Below are 22966 nucleotides of genomic sequence, written 5' to 3'. Positions count from 1 at the left end.
ATCTCCAGTTACGTGTGATCCTGATAGGTATTGACAAGATCAATCGCACCACCATTGTACCCGTCGAAGGTTCCTTTATAATCGGGCAACCACCTGAATATTTCTTTTGGATCTGTAATTGCTTTCCAGACCGCCTCTTTTGGATTAGAAAGTCGACGTTCAAACTTTACTGCTCCATGCGTTTCTTCAATAGTTATGGTTCCTTTAGATTCAGCATTCAGTGTTTTATTGTTTCGCCTCATATTTGAAGAAAAGCTTTGTTCAACATTTTCATTTGTTATTTCAAACTTTGTCATATATACAATATACTTGTACAGATACTTATCTTTAGGGGAAGCAAAACTCCCTATATCGGACAACTTAATTACTAGTTATTGCAACAATTAAATCATGACTGAGGTTGAAGAGATATTAGTTCTTGATAAAACTGATCTAACCATTCTTTCCACATTAGCTAGGAACTGCAGATCTTCTTATAGCAGCATAGGTTCAGAAGTTGACTTAACATCAAAGAGTGTAAAGGCACGAGTCAAGAAGATGGTACTTCACGGAGTCATCGAAAAATTTGTAGTTAGAGTTAATCCTACAACTTTTGGATTCAAGGTAGCTATTGTACTTTTAAAAACTAGTAATGGAATAAATAAAGATGATGCTATTCGACAGGTAAAGCAACTTGGTTACCTTGCATATCATGTATATCATATGGGAAGAACATGTGTTGCAGCGCTAATCATCGAAAAGTCATTAGATGATAAAACCATCCAATCATTGAATCATCTCTTAAAACCTGCAACCGTTGTGAGTATTAGCATTTTAGAACGACATGTTGAATCAATCGATATAAGCGAAACAGATTTCAGAATAATAAAATGTTTACTGTTATTAGGGGCAAGGACAGAAATAGCAGATATTGCTAAGGAAGTTGGTATTTCTGAAAAAACCACAACAAGACGTCTTATTAGGATGAAGGATGCAAGAATATTGGATTTCTCAATCCAGTGCAATCCATCTGTTATGGTAGGGTATATTCAATTTGCCATTCCGATTATCACTACAAAATTTCATCGTCGGAGTGTACTTGAACGCATGTACTCAGAATTTCAAGCAAATATTTTATACAGTCCTAGTGTGATTGATTCAGAAGATAGGCTGACTTTCGTATTCTTTAGTGAAAACATATTCACGGTGGATTCTGTTATAAATAAGGTAAGCTCCTTTGAAGGGGTTAAAAGCGCGGATGTATACATACTTACAAAATGGCAATATCATGATGACTGGATAAGAAAAGAGATCAATAATAGAATACCACGACGACAACCATTTTTGTACGGATCTATCAAAATTAATAATACCATTGATTAAGAACAGTCCTCATCCATGGGGTATTAAGTTCCTCCACTGTGATAATGGTAACGGTAATGGGGTTATAACATATTTATGACTTAATTTACGGAGCTATAAATTGGACGGCTCAAATGTATTGCCTTCATTCATATTTTAGAATAAATTATTTATTAAAATTGATTCTATGATTCAGTTAACTCTGATTCAGTCAAAGTTAAATGATAATTAACAATTAAAAAATAAAAGCCACTTTATCTGGAAAGAAATTGAATTCTTTGATATTAACGTAATCATAAATACTATCATTACCATAAATTTAGAAATGTATGATCAAATTCAATTCACAAACTTTTTTGGCACCTCTTTAACTCTTATTCTTGTTATTTTCTCTACAATCCCAATAATTTCTTACTCTTATGATGGATTCTCGGTCGCAAGAAATGATACATCTCATAATGTCTCCAACTCCTCCAAAGTTTTAGTCAATGTAACTTTTGATTCCCTTTTTATCGACAATGATAAAAATCTATTCGGAAAAGGTTTATGGAATTTTTCAGTTGATATAAATGATAAACCCATAGAGTTACTTGTTAACGAAAAAGTAAATGAGGGACAAACAGTCAAGTTTAACGGAAAAAATATCTCATTAGTGATGCCTATATCAGATACTCTTTATTTGTTTTCTCAGCCTTATTATATTCAAAAAGCAGGAAAAATAGGTATTCTTGATTGGATATCTGAAAAGTATAATCAAACAAATAATTTTGGAAATGGAAGTCATATCGCAATTACGGATGATGGCAAAGAGGATACTGTTAATATTAATTTGGTGATTTACAAATACACTGCAATTATAAACAAGGACCCTGATTATGTTTTAAGATATCACATAGAAGCAACTCCTTTAAGCAACAATTTTGTAAACTAATTTCTTCTCTTATAACGATTATCTAGAATAATTCATGATTTATGATTAACTTGTACTATTGTTAATATGTTTACAATTACTGGTGGAAGTACCATCAGACTAACCTATTTTTTCGTCTTTAGCATATTCACAATACAAGTCTAAAACTGCATCATTAATTTACAAAAGTTTGCATCCGTCGAAATTTTTGTTGATATCGATATTTTAAAAGAGATTCTACTTATATACATTAATGGTAAAATTTAAAGATTATTGAAAATAATATGCTTAATAAAATGTCTAACCATTAGTGATCATAATTGTTGAACAATAATTCTTGAATCGATTTCGACACATATGGAATTGTGGATATTTCATCATCCTCGTCTAAATCAATTGCTATAGATTATATTACATAATAGAGTTGATAGTATATAAAAATGGTAAACAAATCAGATGCGGGCAAGAACAAATTTAAATCCTGGAGTGGCCCTAATTTATTAAATTATACACAAAATTACAAGAGACGTGTATTATTCTCAATTATTTCTGTATTTGTTTTATCTACCGTTTTCTTATTAATAAATGCGTATCCTACAGGTAATGCACATGCACAATTATATCCTTTTATCGCATCTACCCGCGGATCATTTGATACGACCAATGGGAATGAAACTCAACAAGTAGAATTGCCTTCAGTTCTTTCAATTTTAGATACCAAAGATTGTCCCGGAGAACTAGCAATATATGTTCACGGTATATGGGCCAGTGATTTGCAAGCAGAAGAGCAATCTGACAGAGTATCCCTATCAGTACGAGATTCGGGTTATGATATTCCGCTGATAGGATTTAGTTGGGATTCAAATACTGCTTTCTCCCTTGATAACGCAACATTATCCTATCACGGATGGATGATAGCAAAAAAAATAGCTAATGAAAATGGTCCAATATTAGGAAAATTTATTTCTGACTATAAGACAGAGTGTCCTGAAGATAAGGTAAGGATTATTGCGCATTCACTTGGTTCAAGAGTAACCTTGTCGGCTCTGCAATGGATTCATGATAACATCAACGAACAAAATGATAACAATACTTCGAAAGAAATAACATCAGTGCATCTGATGGGTGCTGCAGTTAACAATGACCAAATCTCAACAAACCCAAATGATTGTATTTCTTATATGCCTTATTTACCCTGTTCTGGAGATGCTATTCAATCCGAAGTAGGATATTTTTCTAATTTGTTTAATCCCGAAGATAACATGCTAGCAGGTGAAATAAATCCATTCTGTTGGATATGTGGTTTAGTAAAAAGCCCTTATGAGTTAAGTGAAGGTCATAATGCCCTTGGAGCTTACGGGGCTGCATCTACTATAGTTGTACCCTCTAATTTTGACGAAACGGATGTATCATCCCTAATCATTGTTGATACCGATTCAAATAAAGATGGCGAATGTGACATACGATATCCTGTTACCCATATTTGTACAATTTCTAAAAACGGTGATAATCATATGGGGTACATGGGATATAGGGATAATATCTACAGACAGACTGTGCATGATAGTGGAGCAATAAAACAAATAGTTGATGATTGGCAAAGTGAGAACAACTAATCAGATATTATTGTGCAGTAGGAATGAATTTTAGAAATCAAGGTACAGCCCAAGTCCCTCCCCATGGGATTGAGTTCCGAGGGTAATAGAGTTTGATAACATTAAATGATTTGAGTCTACGTATTAACCTTCATGAATGACGACATTAATTTATGTCACATCATTATTTGTGCTTCTAATCGTACTAACCCTTTGAATCGACCTTTACAATCCTCATTAGCACATAATAGATTGGTGATTAAAATCATGATGTACATATAAGCTGGAATTTCCAGGTCCCTATTAGAGATAAGTTTTGCATCATTTAGGCTCATTTCAACTTTTGAGCCGCCTTTTCAGATACTCTGTTGCAACACATTCCATACATTCATCATGTTTTTTTAGTCGATATTATGACGTTGATAATATATGGTAATAAAACCCAATAATAAAAATCTTAAAAAGATGTACGTTATTGTAATATTATGAATAAAAATACAATATTGTAATTGTAACAATTACTATCCTCTCAGTGATAATAGCTGCAACAGCTATAATGAGTGAATCCTTTGCATTTAACCCTGTCTCTAAGAAACTTAACGATCGTGCAAATGCTTTGGAGAAGGAAGCAGAATAGACCCAAAAAGATGGTACTGACGTAAAAGCATTTGCAAAGAGTTTGATGGCTAAAAAATTGAGAGAAAAGGCTTAATTTTCCATATCACCATATTTTTTTTTAAGGCGAATAAGTTTTATCTTTAAAAAAGTAACTTCATATGGACGAGCGTCTAAAGCCCAAAGCAATGTTAAAGCAACTTGATTTCTCTCATAACTATCATACTTGACAATAGTTAGAATATCTTTTTTCCCAAAGTTCAGTTTCTAAATATAGACTCGATCGCCTAGTTTTTTTTATCTATTTTTAAGAAGAGAGGTGTTTTCAGTTCTTTTGATTGAAATATAGATTTCTGCATTATTAGGATTATCCCTTAATCCAAAGTCTTTAGTATTATGTAATCATCTAAAGAAATATTTTATTCTACAAAGATAGTCATACCAGGTTGTAACTCATCGTATATCAGAATCTACTTCTGAATTCTTGATTTGTATCTTGAGAAGCTAGAATTTGGTCTCTCTTAGTAGTAGATTGAAAGGATATAGCAAATTCTAAAAACTTTCCAAAAGCTATTTTGGTTTTAAGATTATTATTTTGATATTTATCTGAAGTAGATAGTAACTTCATAGAATTTTACTCTTGTTATATCCTAATTAACAATGAATTTAGCATAATTATTATTTTCTTATATTTCTGTTATAGACGCTAGGGATGGATGGTCAACCTATGGAGTTTATATTTACACCATTTTCTTATAAGGTAGTTATTTTCAATGTTATCTGTTATGTTTAAAATAATGGATTTGGACCCAAATGTAACTATTAAAACACAGTTAGATGAAGAAAATACCAATCCTGTGATTCTATTAAACAAATTCATTGTAAAGCCAGAGGATATAGAAATATTTCTAAAAGTATTTGAGAATACTACCAAAATAATGAAACAACAACCTGGATTTATATCAGCACAGTTACATCAAGGTATTGCTGGAAGCCATACGTTCTTTAACTATGGAGTTTGGGAATCTGCTGCACATTTTAAGCGGGCCTTTAATAATCCTGAGTTCCAAAAATCTATGGCTGAACTGCCACCGGACACTGTTATGTCGCCTCATTTGTTTAGGAAAGTGGCAATATCCAACATATGTGTAGATTAGACTGCATATTTTTTTGTAAATTTCTATGTTTACTTTGAAATTACCACAAAAAGTGCTTTGGGTAACGGATTTAATGTGCCCTGATAAACGGTTTCCCTAATGCCTTGTACTTTGAATCTACTGTTTTCAAATGTTTTTTTATCATATCATTTGAAAATCGGTAAGGTCCAGTATCTCTCACTGGTTCTTTTTCGCTAAAGCATTTCAAGAACAATAGCCCTCCTTCTTTTAAAATTCGGTTTACTTCCTCTGTATATATCGACCTCTTTTCTGGTGAAATTACGTGGAAGCATCCTCTATCAAAAATAAAGTCAAATTCGTTACTGCTTAAATGAGAATTTACAATATCATCAACTATAAACTTGATTTTATTGTTCATTTTGTTATTATAACGAACTGATGCTTTATGAATTGCTGCATGGGATGGATCAGATGCAGTGACTTCAAAACCTCTTTCAAAAAGTTTTATTGCTTGTGTCCCAGGTCCGGTCCCAAGATCAAGGAAGGAGCCCTTTTTGATTTTCATTTTATCTAATTCTAATTCTAAATCATGATCAAGAGATTCATTATACCACGGCATGGATTTCACATCTTGGTTTTTGTATAGATTTTCCCAGTCAGGAAATGATCTTGTATTTTCTATCATGAACAAATTCTATATAACATGGAATAATATTAACAAAGGCTCTAGATATTGTCTTTTAATTTCTGAAGTCATTAACGCATAGACAATCGTAAATACGTAGGATCGAACTCGTGATTAAAATTCCCTGAGTAATGAAATTGTTGTTGCATCCATTTTACAATATCCTTCAATTTGGGCCTAAAAAAAGGATTCAGTTATGAAGTGGGCGCGTGGGGATTAGTGCAGATATCGATATTTTAAATAAGATTCTACATCTCCTTCAGTAGAGATAAATTTAAAGATTGTGTTAAAGAATTTACACTATTGATTTCGATGCTATTTCAGAGACAAACTTCTGCATATATCAACGTGCTCGTTGATCCAATGATGATACAAAATATTACTTGACTTAATTTAGATAGTATGATGGTTCGGGTTAATTAAAACGCTTCAATCTAGGTTAATTCTAATTATTGCATTTTGGTAAGAAATCCAGATCATCGATATCTATATGCATTTCATTAGAAATAGAAAATTCAATGTCGAGTGTGGTCGCTCTAACAACAACTCTTACTCTTTTTCCATTTTTGTTTACATAAGGGGAGATTCTTCCTGAAAGAATTAACCGACTGATAATGAAGATTGAATGAATTCCTTGGTCTTTAAATCCTAATTGGGTTATTAATCCAGTATTATCTTTCACAACACAATTTATTTCATATTCCTCCACATTATTTCAATTACAAATGAGTAAATGAGATGTTATTTTTAATTTTTCTATTGCTTTAACTTAATTTCAGTCAATTTGTCAAAGTATTGAGAATCAAATTATCATCCTGATTCGTGGAGATTAAGTTCCCTGGGACAGTAGTGTTCCAAGATGAAAATGATTTGTTAGGTCAAGTGAGCACCTTGAAAGCAAATTAGTGATCAATGTGAAGAAATTATTCATTGAATGTTAGCATGTAATCTTTGTAGATATCTGCATGTACTCGTGTAACACTTAATAGTGTCAAAATGTATATATAGTATGTGGAAAACGAAAAATATTCTACAGGTTCTATGATGTCTGTATCTTCACTCTATAAGGCTATCGCTGCCAGGAAAGTAAAATAAAAACCTTCTATAATAACCAGTTTCTTTTTTCGTGCTACAGTAATTTTAAGTATAATTAGATTGTAAACGCTGTCATACGTAAGGATAACGTTCAAGGCAGAATGGAATCCAGAATAAATTTGATACGGGCGTCGGGATAAAGGTTAAACTCCCGACTAGTCAATAAATTGTTACCAAATACCATATCACCAAGTTTGGGCGCGTGGGGATTAATGCCGATATCGATATTTTAAATAAGACGTGTTAAACTCCTTAGTAAAGCCGATTTCATGAGCTGAATTATAGATAACACTCACATATGAGAAAGTAATCACGATCTATTAAAAAAAATTGAGAGATATATTTTGATTATTTTTTCAAAAAATTTTGGATTTATCCCTTTATTTCATATGATACCGTGGAGAATATTTATGATGCGTTTTGTTCTTCGTCCTCAGGTAGTTTCAAAAGCCGTGCAACATTCTCATCAGTTACATCTATTGCCTCCTCTAACCATTCCTTCGTCGGAGGAATATGACTATTGTATCTGAAAAATAGCCCTGAAGGTGCATTCAAGATCCCAATTCTTTTATCGGGTCTTTTTTTCTGGGCTTCATGGATCAACTTATTAACGTCATCGGTTAGTTTAACAAGTATATCGTCATGTATGTTTTTTCTTTCTACTTCTGTCATTGAGGTATGCACAAAATGATTAAATTTTTCCAGTTCGTCAACTTTAAACATCTCAACTGCAGCTACTCTACAGTGACTCCCATCGCCTGTGCACTCTATTATACCACTTGGAATTTCATATTTACATGCTTTTAAAGCCATAATATATTACCAAATGCGAGATATTTAAAGTTATAGCCATTTTTCTACAATATCATTATATTAGAATAAGTTGATTTGAAATCTCGAACCCATATAAAATGATTCAAATTCAGTTAAAATAATCTATAAAAAGTCAAGCTATTGTCGTATGTTTAAATGCTTATACCTAAAATGTATGAACAGTCGAGCATTGTATTAGGTAAAACTGTAGAAGTAAGAAGGGAATTTGTTACTGCAAATCAAGACAACTCCACAATATTTAATGGGACTACAGTTAAATTAAAAGGAACTGATGAAGAAATAATTAATAGATATGTTGAACTAGGAGAAGAATTTGATAGTAAGACAGGTATACAACAGAATGATCCAATAACATTTGTTTTCAGAAACAATTCAAACGTGACAGTTCCATACAACGGTTATGAAAATATAGCATCAATGGAACTTATCAAGGAAGCACTAGAATCTGGTAGCACAGATGCTTCGGGTGTTTGTTTATTGTATTATGAGAGAGATGGTCATATATGGCAACATCACTATCTATGTAATTGGGGTCCAATGTATCCACCATTATCTAAATAGTAGCTATATTTTCATACTCGACTTTGAAATGACCTCATATTATTTTTTTAAATGAAAACCAATATAGTGAATTGAGTTAAGGATGACGAGGTTGATCATCATACCTAATTGAACATAGTCAAGTTTTTCTTTAATGGTGATATTAAACATAGTATTTTAGTTAGTATTACCATATTAAGTAAACCAATTTATTTAAGGCGATCGAAATCATAACTTAACATATTTTTATTTATTCTGATCCAAAACTAAATGAATTTACTTTAGTCGTTACATGTTTGTTAAATATACTCAATTATTCATATTTTATCCATTCTTGAATTTAGAGTGATAAGAAACTATTATTAACGTAATACTAAATCTCTGAATTGGGCGCGTAGGGATTAGTGTTGATATCGGTTCGTTAATTAGGATTCTAGTTTCCATACAATTCGATTATGATTATAAAATAAGTAACCGTAAATTAAATTGATACGTCAAATTAGCGAAAAAAGATATGTATCGATAGTGCCATTGTATTCATTTCTAACTGAGATTTTCTCTGTCTAATTCCGTGTCGATGTTTGCGCTGTTTGTTTCCTTTCTCTTGTTTGCCATTCCCCTTGGTCCAGGCTCCACGGTGTCCCCTATCTCGTCTACGATAATTTCACTATTATCAGCTGCGTCGCCAACATCCTGCTGCAGGTCATCCTTCTTGTTAAGTGGTTTTTCTGACATTATAGTTGTTAATGCATGATAGTTTTTATTGCATACACACATTATGTTAAGAAGCAATTTAGAGAGTAGTCAAGGCATCATGATTTGATACAAATCTTTGTATATAGAAGTAATCGTTTTAATGATAAATTAATCATACTTATATTAATCTTAAATTAAGATGAAAATGTAAATTCAAAAAAAGATAGGAGCTTCTGGGCTTAGCTTTGTGCTGCTGCGTTGCTACCACTGTTTGTTTGGCTTTGAACGTTAATGTTGTTACCAGAACCGATTGTATCTCCCCCAGATACTACCTGGCTGTTTTGGCTAGAAGATTGTGATTGGCTGATGCTTTGGTCTGCAGAGTTTCCACCGTTGCCGTCATCATCATCTTGTGCTAATGCATTGTTTCTTGTATTCTTTTGGTGTTGGAAGCTAACATTGTTACATGATAGGAATGTGGTTCCACCAGAAGCACACAAGGCATTTTGAACTGAAGCTTGTGATTGAGATATGGATTGCTCAGCTACGTTACCTTTTTTCTTTTTGGTTGCAAAGGCATCATCCATAGCCACAATGGGGCTTGCACTTGAATTGGCATGCAAAGTTGTTTCAAGAGCTAAAAAAACTGTTGATATATGTGGCGATTCTACATCTCCGAGCGTTTCAATTGAAGTATTACCTTGGAATAAAGAATTAAGCAAGTTGAGGGATAGAAAGACAGTCCATCGACAAATCACGGAAATAAATAGTGATAACATATCTTATTGTAGAAAGCTAATGGAAATAGCCGATCTTAGACATTTACCTAATGTAAAAGGAAATTTTGGTGTTACCGATACAGAGTATTGTGGTTCTGCCACCATGGTACAATCAAATTCACTTAATCAGTTAATTCACAGTACGGTTAAGTCATTTGTAGAACAACAACAATCATTTTTTGACATGCTCTGGGATAAGGCTATCCCAGCAGCGATGCGAGTAAAGGAGCTTGAATATGGAATTGAACCTGAAATCATTAAGACGATCCAGGAACCGCTTGAAATAAAGAATTTATTAATAGATTTATTAAAGTCTGCACACAACCAAATTAAAATAGTAATACCAACTGAAAACGAATTTACCCGCTGGATAACTGCTGGATTTCTTAAGATTCTCCATGAAATATGCAACAAAAAGAAATATGATTATGAAAATACAAAAACCGACGCATTTAACCCTGATTGGGACTTTAAGAATTTACATCGAAAAGAGTTTATAAAATTGTTACTACCATCAAATTTCTATAATTCCAAAGTAACACAAATTATTGGAATAAATAATGACAACATGGTTCAATGCAAAGAAATTGAAACATCGTTAGATGCTAAATCGGTCATAATAATTACAGATAAATCATATTCAATTGCAATGGAAATGAAGGATGATAATGCAGTTGACTTTAAATCGGCAATTGGTTTTGCTACATATAGTAACAGTATTCCCACCGTCGTTCTTATATTTCTATGTTTGAGAGTTTCTGGAAACAATTAGAATTGGTAGAGAAATTGAAGGAATCAGACGAACTTCAAAAAGATTTTATGTTCAAAAAAACTTTAACAATTCCTTTGTTTTATTGGACAATTTAATATTAATCTAGAGCAAGGTAAAATTAAAATAAATTTGGAAGTTAACACAAGTTTTATTGTATGAAATTAAATAATGAACTTCAATAAGTGGACAGTGGACTACCACAGTTAGTGTTGAGATAATGTAAAGAAAGGTATGCAGTTCATATTGTGTCAATCTATGAACTGAATTAGCCTACAACAAATGGAATATATAGTGGAGCGTTGACAATTCACAGCATTAATCATAGTTAGGTGGATTGGGATCAGAAATGCCAAATACTAATAGAACACTCCTATATCTGGGGGCTGCAGTATGTACCGGTATAGCTGGAATTTTACACCTCATGTTAGTTCCAAGCTCGATTGTTGCTGGTATCCAATACGCTACGTTTTTTTTGATTTCTGGTCTGGTACAGCTCTTTTGGGTTTTACCCATGGTAAAAAGATGGGGTAGGATTTGGAATATTATCGGATTTGCGGGTACGGCTGTGTTAGTGGGTTTAACTGGTTACGTAGTCATTGAATCGGTTGGGAATCCTCAGTCGACACCACCTGGGGTAACTGAATTGGCAGTTGCAATAGAAATATTTCAGATATCATATGTTATAATTACTGCAATAATTATAGTTACCAGAAGATGATATCTGAACATCATCACTTGACCTGAGTTATGAATGATGGGAATTAAAATGCATGATGGTACTCGCGAACGGTATGACCCAAATACTTTACCATCTGATGTATATTTAAATAAATCAGTTGTGAAAAAATCATATGATCATTGAGATCATAATGTATTTGACACAGAATGTTCCTATCTTGATCTAGATTTCATTGGATGACTTAGTTCACTTAATCATATCTAGGAAGATTTGAAGTAGAACACGCTCGTGTAAATATCCGCCCACGCGTACCATTACAATCCTGTGGATTATTATGTTGTATAGATGTAATCAAAGTGGGAAAAAATAAGCAGTATTAGTATTGGAATAAGATCAAACGGGGTTGATGGTATTCTGATGTCCGATTACTTTAAGGTATAAACCTTGTAAGGATTTCCTGTTTTTATGTCAATATATTTCCAATCACTATTCTCAAAATTGACTTGCTTAAAATTAGTTTGAATTTGTGGATGTAGTAGTTTATAAACATTTTCTCCAACAGATATTTCATTGGGTGATGTAATAGAAGTAATTTTCGAAGTTACATTCATTGTGTAACCCAAAATATCAACTTGAGAACTCTTATCATAACCGTATTGAAATACAATATTTTCCCCTTCGTCGATACCAATTTTGACCGAAAGACTTGGGTAATCATGTTTACTTAAGATGGGATTGATACCGTCCTTGATGATGTTAATCATGGATTCAGCGCATCTGAATGTGTTATCACATGTTAGATATTTGTTGAAGCCGGAAGGAAAAAAAGCGATAACTGCGTCACCAGCATATTTTAGAACATATCCATTAAGGCTTTCTATGGCTGAGGACATTTCATGGGAAAACGCCCTTACAACCGTCACTAATTTTTCTACCGGCAGGGTCATGCTCATCTTAGTGGAGCCGACCAAGTCAGCATACATTACTACTAATGATACTTTAGAATCTACATGTCTTAGCAAATAGTTTTGTCCTCTTTTAATGGATGTGTTGTATCGATATCTTTCTTTTATTGCTCCCCATAATCGATCTTGCCTTAAATTAACCAATGTCTTTAGATCAAAAATTTCTGTTTCCTTTTCAGTTTGATTACTCTTTTTGTAAATAATGTCTTCTAGAACCCTTCTATCTTCATCATCTAGTTTGTCATTATTTGCTTGCTTATCCGAGTCGGTATTCTCTTCCTTCAAAGAGTAAATTTTAAGATCATGCTTTAAAAGGATTTCTAGAATATGTTGTTTTCTGGACAATTTTCCTTTTGACTAAAATCTTTTGCTGCATGAAGTCGACGTCGACTCATCTTACAAACACATATCGATTATTGGTATATCTTTTAGTATATTCTAGTAAAGCTGATTTCAAAAAGAATATTTTCAATGCCTTTCAAAGTCATCCCTGAAGTATTAGACTAGTATTGATTGAAAAAAATTACTACAAACAATTGTTGTGGTAACAACAAAAAATTGTTTATCTTTATCAAACATTAGGGGCTAATTAATAGACAAGGTGAAATAAATTATTCAACGAACATTCTAATTTACTTCTGTATTTATACCTGTCTTACCCAACCTCCTCTGCTTCTTGGTCTATATAAAACTAAGTGCAGTAAAGGTTAAATTTATTGCTTTATTGTATCGATTAACAAATTGTAGTTCGACCGCTAGGATGTTGTGATTATAGATATCCCTGTATCTTTGTACCGACCCTAAATCGGATTTATTATGCTAATCTCAAAATGGATATGCAAAGGATCAAAAAAAGTAGATTGTTTCTTATTTTGTTACTGATTAATTAATTTGAGGGTATTGCTAATAATATTTCCGTGATCTGCATCAACTTCCGTAGTCACCACAAGGAGATGATCATCATCATCCAAAGGAAATGTTATTCGTTTCAATTTTTCATATTCTGTCATTGCATATATTCCCTTTCCCGTTTTACTAGTTAGCGATTTTCTCAGTCCCCATCTACCCACTGCTTGCAAATTAGATTTTTGTGATTCTTGAGGTGAAAGTAGACTAGGTTTACCATCTCTCATGCCACCATATTTTGTTTCACCGGTTTCATCACAAACGCCTGCAAAACGAACTTTTGGATCGATATCTAAAACACTCTTACAAATCTTATCATAATCCATGATAATATAGATAGATGGCTTGTATTAAACATATCATAAATTTATAATAAAATATGATTTTTAGCTGGTATTATCCGAATTTTAGTTTATTAGTTTAAAAAATCATACAAAATTCATAATTTTATATCCAAATGGTCTCCTTAATAGTTCTACTAATTAATTTTTTTAGACCTAAAGTCTAGGTAATAATAAACATGAATGTGGTTGAACTTATTGTGTAGGGTCAAGTTTTGATGCTATGAAGTGTTTGGATGAAATTTCCAATTCTTTTATCTTCATTTCACTTATAGGAGGACGTCAAATGTCTTGTAATCGAATACTAGCCACTAGGAATTGCATTCAAAAGAATTGAAATTTGATTTCAATTTATAGATCTATTACAATAATGACTAGCCTCAATAACCTATGAAACGTTTTCAGTCATGAGCAATTAATCTAGGATGAACAAAATTATTCTTCAAATGATATACTTTCTAATCTTTTTTTCTAAATTCCTCCCTAATTCTTCTTGAATTTTTTGATCTATTATCTAATTCTAAAACTGCTAGAATATCAGAGTATTGCATCTAGTTAGCAATCCCAATATATTTTTTCTATAGTATCAAAGGTATGAATAAAACAAATATTCACAACCAAAATAAAAATAGCGAACTCATTGTCGCATCAATTGCAATAGTAGTAGCATTAGCTCTTTTCGCAAGTCCCCTAGTGGCTATGGATGATGCTTTTGCAACTAAAAAGAAAGGAAATAAGGCCTCACAGTCTATATCCCAATCGCAAGCATCAGTTCAAAATGCCTTGTGTGCTTCTGGTGGAACTACATTCCTATCATGTAACAATGTTAGCTTCCAAAATCAAAAGAACAGTGGAAACAATGCATTAGCACAAGACGATGACAATGACTACAACGGTGGAAACTCTGCAGACCAAAGCATCAGTCAATCTCAATCCTCCAGCCAAAACAGCCAAGTAGTATCAGGTGCAGATACAATAGGTTCTGGTAACAACATCAACGTCCAAAGTCAAGAGAACTCTGGAAGTAACGCAGCAGCACAGAACTAAGTCCAAGAATTTTTATTTTTTTAGAAAACGTTGACTAAACCAGAGGAAATAGTCATTGCACAATACAGATTCTTGTAGAAAATGTGGATCTGTTTTAGAACCTCATCAAATATGCATGAATGTATCTAATTCTTCGTGTGAAGAAGTCATTACTTGGAATTGTCTTAATTGTAATAATATCGAAGAACATTTTCATAGTAACCATTATTTCTTTTCCAACTCGATTGACAATATCTTAACAAGAATTTGAAAGTTATTCACATAGATGTTAATCCCTCTTTATTTGACCGAGTTCCATTTACCAAAATGGTTAACAAATCGAAATTCATATCTTGGTTATAATTAGGAAGCTATATCCTAGTACAGGTGGTTGATATTTGCCTTTTTTTGTCTATCTTTTTAACATACTCAAATTTCAGCACATTGTAATAACAGTAGAAATAGTTACTTCGATTATCGTTTTTCCTTCTTAATCATTTTGTAACTAAATAATACCAAGTAGTTTATTTTCAGAAATTAATAGAGGGACAAAAAAATTATCATCCTTCGGCTCTTTCCTGCTGCTCTCAAATAAGTACATTGTAAAAAAATGATATTGGACATACGATATCTATAAATACGTCCTATTCTTTATGAATCGTAACTCCGATGGAATGGATGAGGAGGTGAAATAATGGGTTACGGTTGCTATGGTTCAAGTTATACTGGAAGAAGTTTTCTAACTAAAGAAGAGAAAATTCAATTATTGAAGGAATATCATCAGTCCTTGAAGAGGAAAGTTCAAGGAGTAGAAGAAAGAATAAAGGAATTGGATACGAATTAATCTTTTTTATTCTTATTTTATTTTAGCTGATTCGGTTAAATGGTAAAGCGTTACTATTTTAGTTCAAGATTGGAGACTAGGTCATCTTAAGTGACTATCGATTTGGTATGATTATTTGATCATCCGCGATTCTTTTTACAAACATTGATTTCGCCTATTAATCGTAATTTTCACTTTGAAAAATTGGTCAAAGCATTTAGTATTTAATGTATGTTGCCCAGTGTTTTGCATGAAAAATTGTGATGTATGGTTCAAAAAAAGAGGCACAGAGGATCAATGCTAAATGAAACAGAATTTAATCACTGTGAAATTCGACAGGGAAGATTATCAATATGGTTAAGGTATGATTGAAATGCCTGGAAAAGACAAAAGGAAAAAAGAGGAAGACGTCGAATTATCTGAGGCAACAGAGAAAAGAATAGATCAGCTGCCGGAACATGCTCAGCATATTTTTAAGAAAGCACATGCTAGCGCCCTCAAAGAATATGAAGACCCGAAGAAGAGGAGGGGTGGTGCAAAGGAGGATGTAGAAGAAGTGGCTCACAAGGTAGCTTGGGCTGCTGTGAAGAAAGAATATAAGAAAAAGGGTGATGAATGGGTTAAGAAATAGATGAATAATGACTTGTTTTTATTAATTTCTTTTATAACTATTGATCAAATAAGATCTTAAATCGTTTATTTATAAATTCCAAGCCAAATCTCATTCCAAAATGAACTTGGTTAGTTAGAGTTAAATAACCTGAGGGAACTGATTGCCAAATAGGTTAGATACAATATTATTACCATTGGGGACCGATTGTGGTATTAATATATCAAATGAGCTTACGGTAAAAGGTCTAGAATTATTATATAGCTGTAAGATGACTTCATGTTCGCCTTCTACAGGGAAAAGATAATCTACAGAAACATTTCCATCTACTATTGGAAAAAATTTATTGTCAAATTTATATAATCTCTCATCTTGATCCGTTATTGTTATTTTTGCACTTGCAGTGTCAAAAAAACCTGAAATATCCAATTTTTTTACTTCAAAGTTGATTTTTGTTGTCTGATCAATTATTGGCATTGGAGGTATTAAGGACATTGTTATATTGAGATTGTCACGTTTACTTATCCATGTACCGTTAACAATGAGATTAACGTTGATTTTATTATTTTGGGAAAAGACGAAATTTGGGAATTTGGTGTAATTAAGAATCAATAACATTACCAAGATCATTAATGTTAGTTTGGAAAAAGAGTTTATATGATTAAATTGCAAAGACCATACTTATATGATAATTGGTAATTAGGTAAGAATCGTTCAATTTGAAGGCATAGTTTTCATTTGGTATGGATTCGTATTTCGTGTTTACTCGAGTAATACAAATACTATTAAACGTTATCTAATGGTTTAGAGTAGTTTCGTGGACTAAAAGAACCCGGATCTACTTATTTCTCAATTTCTTATATTTATTAAAAAATTCATAAATGTTTTAAAATTATAAAAGAATTGATCGATTAGTTAATATAAATAATAATACTAATCAATCGACTCTCTGACTTTCAGTCATTGTCCAGCAATGACTTTCTGTAAATTGCTCTGCTCCTCCCAATCGATCTTTCCATTTTCCTAGCATTGTAGTGGTGCATTCATTAGTTACTGCATCAGCATATTCAGAAAATGTAAGCCATGGATTTGTGAGTCCATATTTTGAGACATAGTCCATAAAGTTGATTTTACTATTTGCTGCCTTTGAAGCATTGATCAAATCCGTGATGAATTCCTTTTGAGTATTCACGTCTTCCATAGTACCTAATCGAGTGAGATGACCACCAACAAGTGTATCAAAATCATAACTTGATACTATGTCATGAGCCTGCACAAAACCAGAAACATTCGTGGTTACAGCCAAATCCTTGAATGGAACCCAACCTGGAAAGATGACATCTACAAACATTAATGTCTTTTGACCTGGAGCATAAATGTACGTATTGCCAGGTTCATGATTAACACCCTTATAGTCAAGTTCTAGAGTTTGATTACCTAGGGTCAAATTATAATTATCCTTAAAGGTGATGGTAGGGATTGGTCGGTTTGAATCATTTGCCATTTTTAATAATTTGGCTGTTTCTTCTTGAGCTACAATCGAGACATTGTCTGGATAAATGTTTCCAGCAGCCCCGATATGGTCAATATGAGAATGACTATAAACCACATATCTTATCGGTTTGTCTGTTACTTCTCTGATTGCCTTGATATAATTTTCACCCAGGGAAGGTGGTGCATCAACAGCGATTACACCATCTTCACTCACAAGAAACATGGTATTATAAACTCCATCAGTAACCCAATAAAGACCGTCGCGTATTTCCTCGACTAAGTAACCCTTGGATGGTATTGCAGGTCCTTTGGCCTTTTCCGGTATTTGAGTAGCATTAACGGAAGTTGAATTGTTTGGGTCTTGTTGACTATTGGCTGATGTCGAAACTAGAATCAAATTTGAAAATCCTTCTTGTTCTTCCAGAGTGATAGCTGAGGTTTGATTGGGAACCAGTGAATTGGAGAGTAATAGGATTAATGCACTTAGCATAGTCATAAAAGAGAATGTGGATAGATTTTTCTCTAAAAATTTTAATATCATTCCATTTATTATTAATTCATGGGGTATAAAGGCTTTTTAATCCTGAGAGAACAAAGATTTCGAAAACAGGAAACTCATAGACCGAACTAATAATGTATATTGTTGTATTAATCTAGTTAAATCTTTAGTTTGATCTTCATTTGATACCATATATGAAAATATATCTGTAATCAAAAACTGATCATTATCCCCCTTTTTATGTATTCAGAATATGATACAAAATATCCAAATTATAGATATCCTTTTAATGAGATTGGTGTGTTATATTGAGATTAGTAGATATTAATGGTTCTGTGACCATCTCCAAATGAGGTATTTGTTGCCATCAAAGGGTAACTAATAAATAGTCAATCTGTGTCATTACTGGTATGCGAGATGCAAACTTAATCAAAATAATGATAGAAGAACGAGCTTTGGTAAAATTAATCAAATCTATAGGTGAGAACGAATATTCCACTAGAGACTTGTTGAAAAAACTTGGTGCATACGGCTATGGACACAAGTTACTGCTTAAAGCCTCAGAGAGAGGGTTGGTAGAAAGAAACATCGTTAAGAATAGAACCTACAATAAACTAACAAAAGAAGGAAAGAAGATGTTGAAATTAGCAGCAGAAATAGGTGTCTAATGGGACAGTCAGCTTCTTAGACCATCTTAATTAAGATCAAAATACAGTATGATATTTTTATTTGTGCGTAAACCAATTTGATGTCTTTTATATCGAAATAAGATATGATATTGATTTTCAAACTAATTACTTGTATATTCCTCTAGATTCTAACCCTTTTCTATTTTCAATTGAGTTCTAATGAATTATAATCAAAACCTTGATAAAGTGAAGTAATCAGCACTGAATCTAGCTGACCAATAGAAAGTAACAATATATTCTCATTTTGTTTTGATTTGCTCTATAATCTAAAATTATCTTATTGGACTTTCAAAATATATATCCAATACATATGTATAATAAATATGATCCAAATAATCATATGGAAAAGTCATTAATTTGCATCAAGCCAATATAATACTAGTTACTTATCCTGAAGAATTTGCAGTAGAAGAAGCCAAAAGTTTGGTTGAATCAATCCCAGATTATAAAGTAGTAAAGGTTTTTACTCAAAAGTACTTAAACCGCGCTAAATATGGTATGGGGTTTGGCAAAGCGGAAGAAATAAAACAATTTGTTTCACAAGCAGGTAATATAGAAAAAATATTTGTTGATGAACATTTAGGTGCAAAACAGATATTTAATTTAGAAGAACTTATAGAAATTCCAATAATTGATAGAGAAAGATTGATTCTTGATATTTTCTATTCTCGGGCTACAACGAATGAATCCAAACTGCAAATCCAATTAGCTGAGATTCAATACAAGATGCCTCGTGTAAGAGAAAATGCAAAACTCATGAGTAAAAGTAATGAGAGGGTAGGAAAAGGAGGAATGGGTGAATACATCGTAGATGTTCAATTCCGTGATTTAAAACGACAGATGGGATTTGTGAAAGAAAAATTAAAAGATGCAAATCTCAAGCGTCACGAGTATCGCAAGCAAAGACTACGAAAAGGAATGTTCATCGTTTCCCTTGTTGGATATACAAGTTCGGGAAAAACAACTCTTTTCAATCTACTTACTAAGGAAAATAAAGAAACTTCTGCTAATTTGTTTACAACACTTTCAACAACCACAAGATCACTCGACAATTCTAGTAATATTGACAATAAGGGTGATGTAGATGTCTTGGTTGTGGATACAGTAGGTTTTATCAGCAGACTTCCACATTACATGATAGACGCTTTCAAATCCACATTAGAAGAATCACTTGAAGCCGATTTGATTTTCTTCTTGATTGATTGTTCAGAGAATTTAGAGGATATTGGCAAAAAGTATTCTAGTTGTTGGAAAGTTCTCGAGGAACTCAAAATCGACAAGTCAAAATTATACATAGTGTTGACCAAAGTAGAGACTACTAAATCAGACAAAATACAAGAAATAATGAAATACATGGACGATACAATCGACAAGATTGCCATTTCATCAAAATCAGGATATGGGATTCATAAACTGAGAAATTTGATAGCTTCAAAAAAGGCCCACGTAAAGGATGAACCCTCAAAACTCACTCCTTCGTAATTGATCTCCTGTTTAGTTAAACAATATCGCAAATTATTTAGTACAATGATGCCCTATCTATGACAGAGTATGTGTCATTAATACAATCTTTGTTGATTTTATTTTGAATAGAAATTGCAGAGATGCGTTCAATTACTCCATTATCATTTTTCTATAACTAATCATTTAAATACTATTGATTAGTATACTACTTATTAGTGCATAGTATATGATTAAGTATGATTTTCAGAATAGCATTGGTTTTATCATCAATAGGATGGGTAAATCATTAGTTTATGTAATAGACCAAGAATTACGTAAGAAATTTGGTATTACATTTGGACAATGGAAAGTGCTAATAATACTTGCAAATAATGCTGCTGGATTAACTCAGAGGGAAATTGCTGATAAGTTATCTTTAGAAGGGCCGACCCTTATCCCAATAATCGATAAATTAGAAAAGGATGCAATTGTAATCAGAAAGATCGACCCGAAGGATCGAAGAATTAATCGCATATTGTTGACCGAAAAGGCACACGAATTTCTAGATGAAACTATAGAATGTGTCTCTCAAATAAAAAAAATATGCCTCGATCAAATTTCTGAAGAGGATATTTCCACAACAAAAAAAACTTTGGTACAAATGTGGCTTAATTTGCAAGATAAATTCAATTTAAGTTGCTCAGAAGAAATCAAACAAAAACGGGAATTAATCAATCAACCTACATCGAACATTATTATTGAAAAACGACATACATCCACAAAAACTAATCTCTAAGGTTGGTAAAAGGGTTAAAAAATAAAAAATTGGGGGGTTAAAGAAACTGACATCTAAAAGAATAAAGGGGTCCTCTTTTGATTACAAAAGTCTACTAACGGTATCACAACCATGGAAAGTACTATTCATTCTGAGTTGCCTTGCCACAATGGTTATGTATGCAGAAACAATGTTGATACCTGCCATTCCTACTCTAATCAATGATTTTGACGTCTCATATGGATTATCATCATGGATTTTGACGTCTTATTTGATAGCAGGGGCAGTTATAACCCCTATAGCAGGTAAACTGTCTGACATCTATGGAAGAAAAAAAGTTTTGCTAATTATCATGGCTATATACACTGTAGGAGTTTCTTTAGGAGGATTTGCAAACGATTTTCTTACTATGATAATAGCAAGGACAATTCAGGGCATTGGACTAGGAATGTTCCCTATAGCATTTAGCATTATTCGAGATCAATTTCCAAGGGAAAGAATTTCCATCACAACCGGAATCATTACTTCGATGTTTGCTGCAGGCTCAGTCATTGGATTATCAGTCGGGGGTTTGATTATTCATGAATTTGGATGGAAGATGACATTTTTTACAATAATTCCTATTTCGATACTCTTGCTGCTAATGATACGAAAATATGTTAAAGTCTCTGACAATAATAATCTTGAGGAAAAGGGCGAAAAACAAGATAAACATACAAAGTTACTGAAAAATTCTTCAAACAAAATTCCAAAGAAAAAACAAATGATTTATTCTCAAATAGACATTAAAGGATCAATTTTACTAGCGATTACTATTGTTTCTTTTCTGCTCTCCTTAACATACTTGCAACCATCCCCAGATCAAAATACATCAAATTTTTCCGGTAATGCTGTTACTAGTCCTTATTCTTCCTTGGAACAAATTGCGCCATTTTTGATAATTGGAGTGATATCTCTAATCTTATTTGTTCATTTGGAGAGGCGAATCAAATATCCATTAATAGATTTTAGAATTTTCCTGAGACCACCAATCTTGCTTTCAAATATGATCATAATGATAGTAGGCTTGTCGATGTTTATGGTTTTTCAGACTATTCCTATACTGGTACAAAGCCCAGAACCTATCGGATTTGGTGAAAATGCTATCAATACTGGTAAAATCCAATTGCCTTTCGCGATAGTCCTCTTAATATTTGGACCTACTTCTGGATTTATCATTTCAAAACTGGGATCAATAAAGCCAATGATTATAGGTACTGTTCTTACAGCAACCGGGTTTTCGATGTTATATTTGTTTCATTCAACAGAAATCTCCATCTCTATAGGCTTGGCGATATTATCGACTGGCCTCTCCCTTGCTGCCGTGGGGGCAGTTAACGTCACTATACTATCTACACCTGTTGAATTTACAGGTGTAACGATGGGGATTAGTACAATGTTGAGAATTGTGGGGTCGTCAATTGGACCAGCTTTGGCTGCGATGTATATGCAAACAAATCAGTCGCTAATTAATATACAAGGAATAACTAAATCATTACCTTCCTCATTCTCTTTTGATCTGATATTTCTTAGCGCCCTGGTTTTCTCAATAGCTGCTATAAGCATGTCTATAGTACTAAGCAAAAAAATACATGCTAAACCCTACTTGCAATAGAACATATTCTTGGGATTAGAATCGATTTTATCAATATTTTCTTATCAATATGATTTAGACTGGGTCATCTATACCCTATTTA

At 32.8% G+C, this 22966-nt stretch carries 24 protein-coding genes; 14 read left to right on the top strand and 10 right to left on the bottom strand.

From position 1 onward, the window contains the following. Positions 1–8: 8 nt before the first annotated feature. Entirely contained in the window at positions 9–359 is a 351-nt protein-coding gene (locus tag AAGU22_RS13055; RefSeq protein ID WP_458719542.1) for an SRPBCC family protein, read from the bottom strand. Between the two features lie 31 nt (positions 360–390). On the opposite strand from AAGU22_RS13055, the gene AAGU22_RS13050 reads away from it, so the two are divergent. From AAGU22_RS13050 to AAGU22_RS13035, 4 genes are all read left to right on the top strand, one after another. Beyond that, entirely contained in the window at positions 391–1362 is a 972-nt protein-coding gene (locus tag AAGU22_RS13050) for an AsnC family transcriptional regulator (RefSeq protein WP_458719541.1), read from the top strand. 304 nt (positions 1363–1666) lie between these two features. Next, entirely contained in the window at positions 1667–2272 is a 606-nt protein-coding gene (locus AAGU22_RS13045; protein ID WP_458719540.1) for a hypothetical protein, read from the top strand. Positions 2273–2691: 419 nt separating this feature from the next. Continuing rightward, positions 2692–3867, top strand: coding sequence for an alpha/beta hydrolase (locus AAGU22_RS13040; protein ID WP_458719539.1), 1176 nt, complete (start codon positions 2692–2694; stop codon positions 3865–3867). Between the two features lie 1379 nt (positions 3868–5246). Continuing rightward, complete coding sequence (locus AAGU22_RS13035; protein WP_458719538.1) at positions 5247–5618, top strand: antibiotic biosynthesis monooxygenase family protein; 372 nt, start codon at positions 5247–5249, stop codon at positions 5616–5618. Between the two features lie 70 nt (positions 5619–5688). Here the strand turns inward: AAGU22_RS13035 and AAGU22_RS13030 are convergent, their stop codons facing one another. The 3 genes from AAGU22_RS13030 to AAGU22_RS13020 form a co-directional block, all read right to left on the bottom strand. Beyond that, on the bottom strand, positions 5689–6264 hold the full coding sequence (locus AAGU22_RS13030) for a class I SAM-dependent methyltransferase (protein WP_458719537.1): 576 nt from the start codon (positions 6262–6264) through the stop codon (positions 5689–5691). Positions 6265–6709: 445 nt separating this feature from the next. Further along, positions 6710–6946, bottom strand: coding sequence for a hypothetical protein (locus AAGU22_RS13025; RefSeq protein ID WP_458719536.1), 237 nt, complete (start codon positions 6944–6946; stop codon positions 6710–6712). An 821-nt stretch (positions 6947–7767) separates the two neighbouring features. Further along, on the bottom strand, positions 7768–8172 hold the full coding sequence (locus tag AAGU22_RS13020; RefSeq protein ID WP_458719535.1) for a hypothetical protein: 405 nt from the start codon (positions 8170–8172) through the stop codon (positions 7768–7770). Positions 8173–8328: 156 nt separating this feature from the next. On the opposite strand from AAGU22_RS13020, the gene AAGU22_RS13015 reads away from it, so the two are divergent. Next, positions 8329–8754 (top strand): hypothetical protein, encoded by a 426-nt coding sequence (locus tag AAGU22_RS13015; protein WP_458719534.1) that lies wholly within the window; start codon positions 8329–8331, stop codon positions 8752–8754. 522 nt (positions 8755–9276) lie between these two features. On the opposite strand, the gene AAGU22_RS13010 is transcribed toward AAGU22_RS13015, so the two are convergent. After that, positions 9277–9468 (bottom strand): hypothetical protein, encoded by a 192-nt coding sequence (locus AAGU22_RS13010; protein WP_458719533.1) that lies wholly within the window; start codon positions 9466–9468, stop codon positions 9277–9279. Between the two features lie 200 nt (positions 9469–9668). Beyond that, the gene (locus AAGU22_RS13005) at positions 9669–10016 is read right to left on the bottom strand and encodes a hypothetical protein (RefSeq protein WP_458719532.1); all 348 of its coding nucleotides are present in this window, start codon (positions 10014–10016) and stop codon (positions 9669–9671) included. 7 nt (positions 10017–10023) lie between these two features. On the opposite strand from AAGU22_RS13005, the gene AAGU22_RS13000 reads away from it, so the two are divergent. Both AAGU22_RS13000 and AAGU22_RS12995 read left to right on the top strand, forming a co-directional pair. Continuing rightward, positions 10024–10980: a hypothetical protein gene (locus AAGU22_RS13000; protein ID WP_458719531.1), complete on the top strand. Its 957-nt coding sequence runs from the start codon at positions 10024–10026 to the stop codon at positions 10978–10980. Between the two features lie 346 nt (positions 10981–11326). After that, positions 11327–11698, top strand: a complete 372-nt coding sequence (locus AAGU22_RS12995) for a hypothetical protein (RefSeq protein ID WP_458719530.1) — start codon at positions 11327–11329, stop codon at positions 11696–11698. A gap of 386 nt (positions 11699–12084) precedes the next feature. On the opposite strand, the gene AAGU22_RS12990 is transcribed toward AAGU22_RS12995, so the two are convergent. Together AAGU22_RS12990 and AAGU22_RS12985 are read right to left on the bottom strand one after the other, a co-directional pair. Continuing rightward, entirely contained in the window at positions 12085–12909 is an 825-nt protein-coding gene (locus tag AAGU22_RS12990) for an adenylate/guanylate cyclase domain-containing protein (protein ID WP_458719529.1), read from the bottom strand. 590 nt (positions 12910–13499) lie between these two features. Next, on the bottom strand, positions 13500–13856 hold the full coding sequence (locus AAGU22_RS12985; RefSeq protein ID WP_458719528.1) for a DUF6659 family protein: 357 nt from the start codon (positions 13854–13856) through the stop codon (positions 13500–13502). Between the two features lie 609 nt (positions 13857–14465). Here AAGU22_RS12985 and AAGU22_RS12980 point away from each other — a divergent pair. From AAGU22_RS12980 to AAGU22_RS12970, 3 genes are all read left to right on the top strand, one after another. Continuing rightward, positions 14466–14918 carry a hypothetical protein gene (locus AAGU22_RS12980; protein WP_458719527.1) on the top strand — a complete coding sequence of 151 codons (453 nt, stop codon included), beginning with the start codon at positions 14466–14468 and terminating at the stop codon, positions 14916–14918. 673 nt (positions 14919–15591) lie between these two features. Then, a complete protein-coding gene (locus AAGU22_RS12975; RefSeq protein ID WP_458719526.1) occupies positions 15592–15741 on the top strand; it encodes a hypothetical protein in 150 nt (49 codons plus the stop codon). A gap of 352 nt (positions 15742–16093) precedes the next feature. Further along, positions 16094–16351 (top strand): ChaB family protein, encoded by a 258-nt coding sequence (locus tag AAGU22_RS12970; protein ID WP_458719525.1) that lies wholly within the window; start codon positions 16094–16096, stop codon positions 16349–16351. Positions 16352–16471: 120 nt separating this feature from the next. On the opposite strand, the gene AAGU22_RS12965 is transcribed toward AAGU22_RS12970, so the two are convergent. After that, complete coding sequence (locus AAGU22_RS12965) at positions 16472–16942, bottom strand: hypothetical protein (protein WP_458719524.1); 471 nt, start codon at positions 16940–16942, stop codon at positions 16472–16474. Positions 16943–17267: 325 nt separating this feature from the next. Then, a complete protein-coding gene (locus tag AAGU22_RS12960; RefSeq protein WP_458719523.1) occupies positions 17268–18365 on the bottom strand; it encodes an MBL fold metallo-hydrolase in 1098 nt (365 codons plus the stop codon). Positions 18366–18733: 368 nt separating this feature from the next. On the opposite strand from AAGU22_RS12960, the gene AAGU22_RS12955 reads away from it, so the two are divergent. The 4 genes from AAGU22_RS12955 (at position 18734) to AAGU22_RS12940 (ending at position 22884) form a co-directional block, all read left to right on the top strand. After that, a complete protein-coding gene (locus AAGU22_RS12955; protein ID WP_144732226.1) occupies positions 18734–18991 on the top strand; it encodes a hypothetical protein in 258 nt (85 codons plus the stop codon). Between the two features lie 378 nt (positions 18992–19369). Beyond that, positions 19370–20494: a GTPase HflX gene (gene hflX, locus AAGU22_RS12950; RefSeq protein WP_458719522.1), complete on the top strand. Its 1125-nt coding sequence runs from the start codon at positions 19370–19372 to the stop codon at positions 20492–20494. A 208-nt stretch (positions 20495–20702) separates the two neighbouring features. Then, positions 20703–21251 (top strand): MarR family winged helix-turn-helix transcriptional regulator, encoded by a 549-nt coding sequence (locus AAGU22_RS12945; RefSeq protein ID WP_458719521.1) that lies wholly within the window; start codon positions 20703–20705, stop codon positions 21249–21251. A 28-nt stretch (positions 21252–21279) separates the two neighbouring features. After that, on the top strand, positions 21280–22884 hold the full coding sequence (locus tag AAGU22_RS12940) for an MFS transporter (protein WP_458721786.1): 1605 nt from the start codon (positions 21280–21282) through the stop codon (positions 22882–22884). Positions 22885–22966: the final 82 nt, after the last annotated feature.

The organism is Candidatus Nitrosocosmicus sp. R, assembly GCF_054408505.1.
This window is presented reverse-complemented; position numbering and strand designations above follow the sequence as displayed.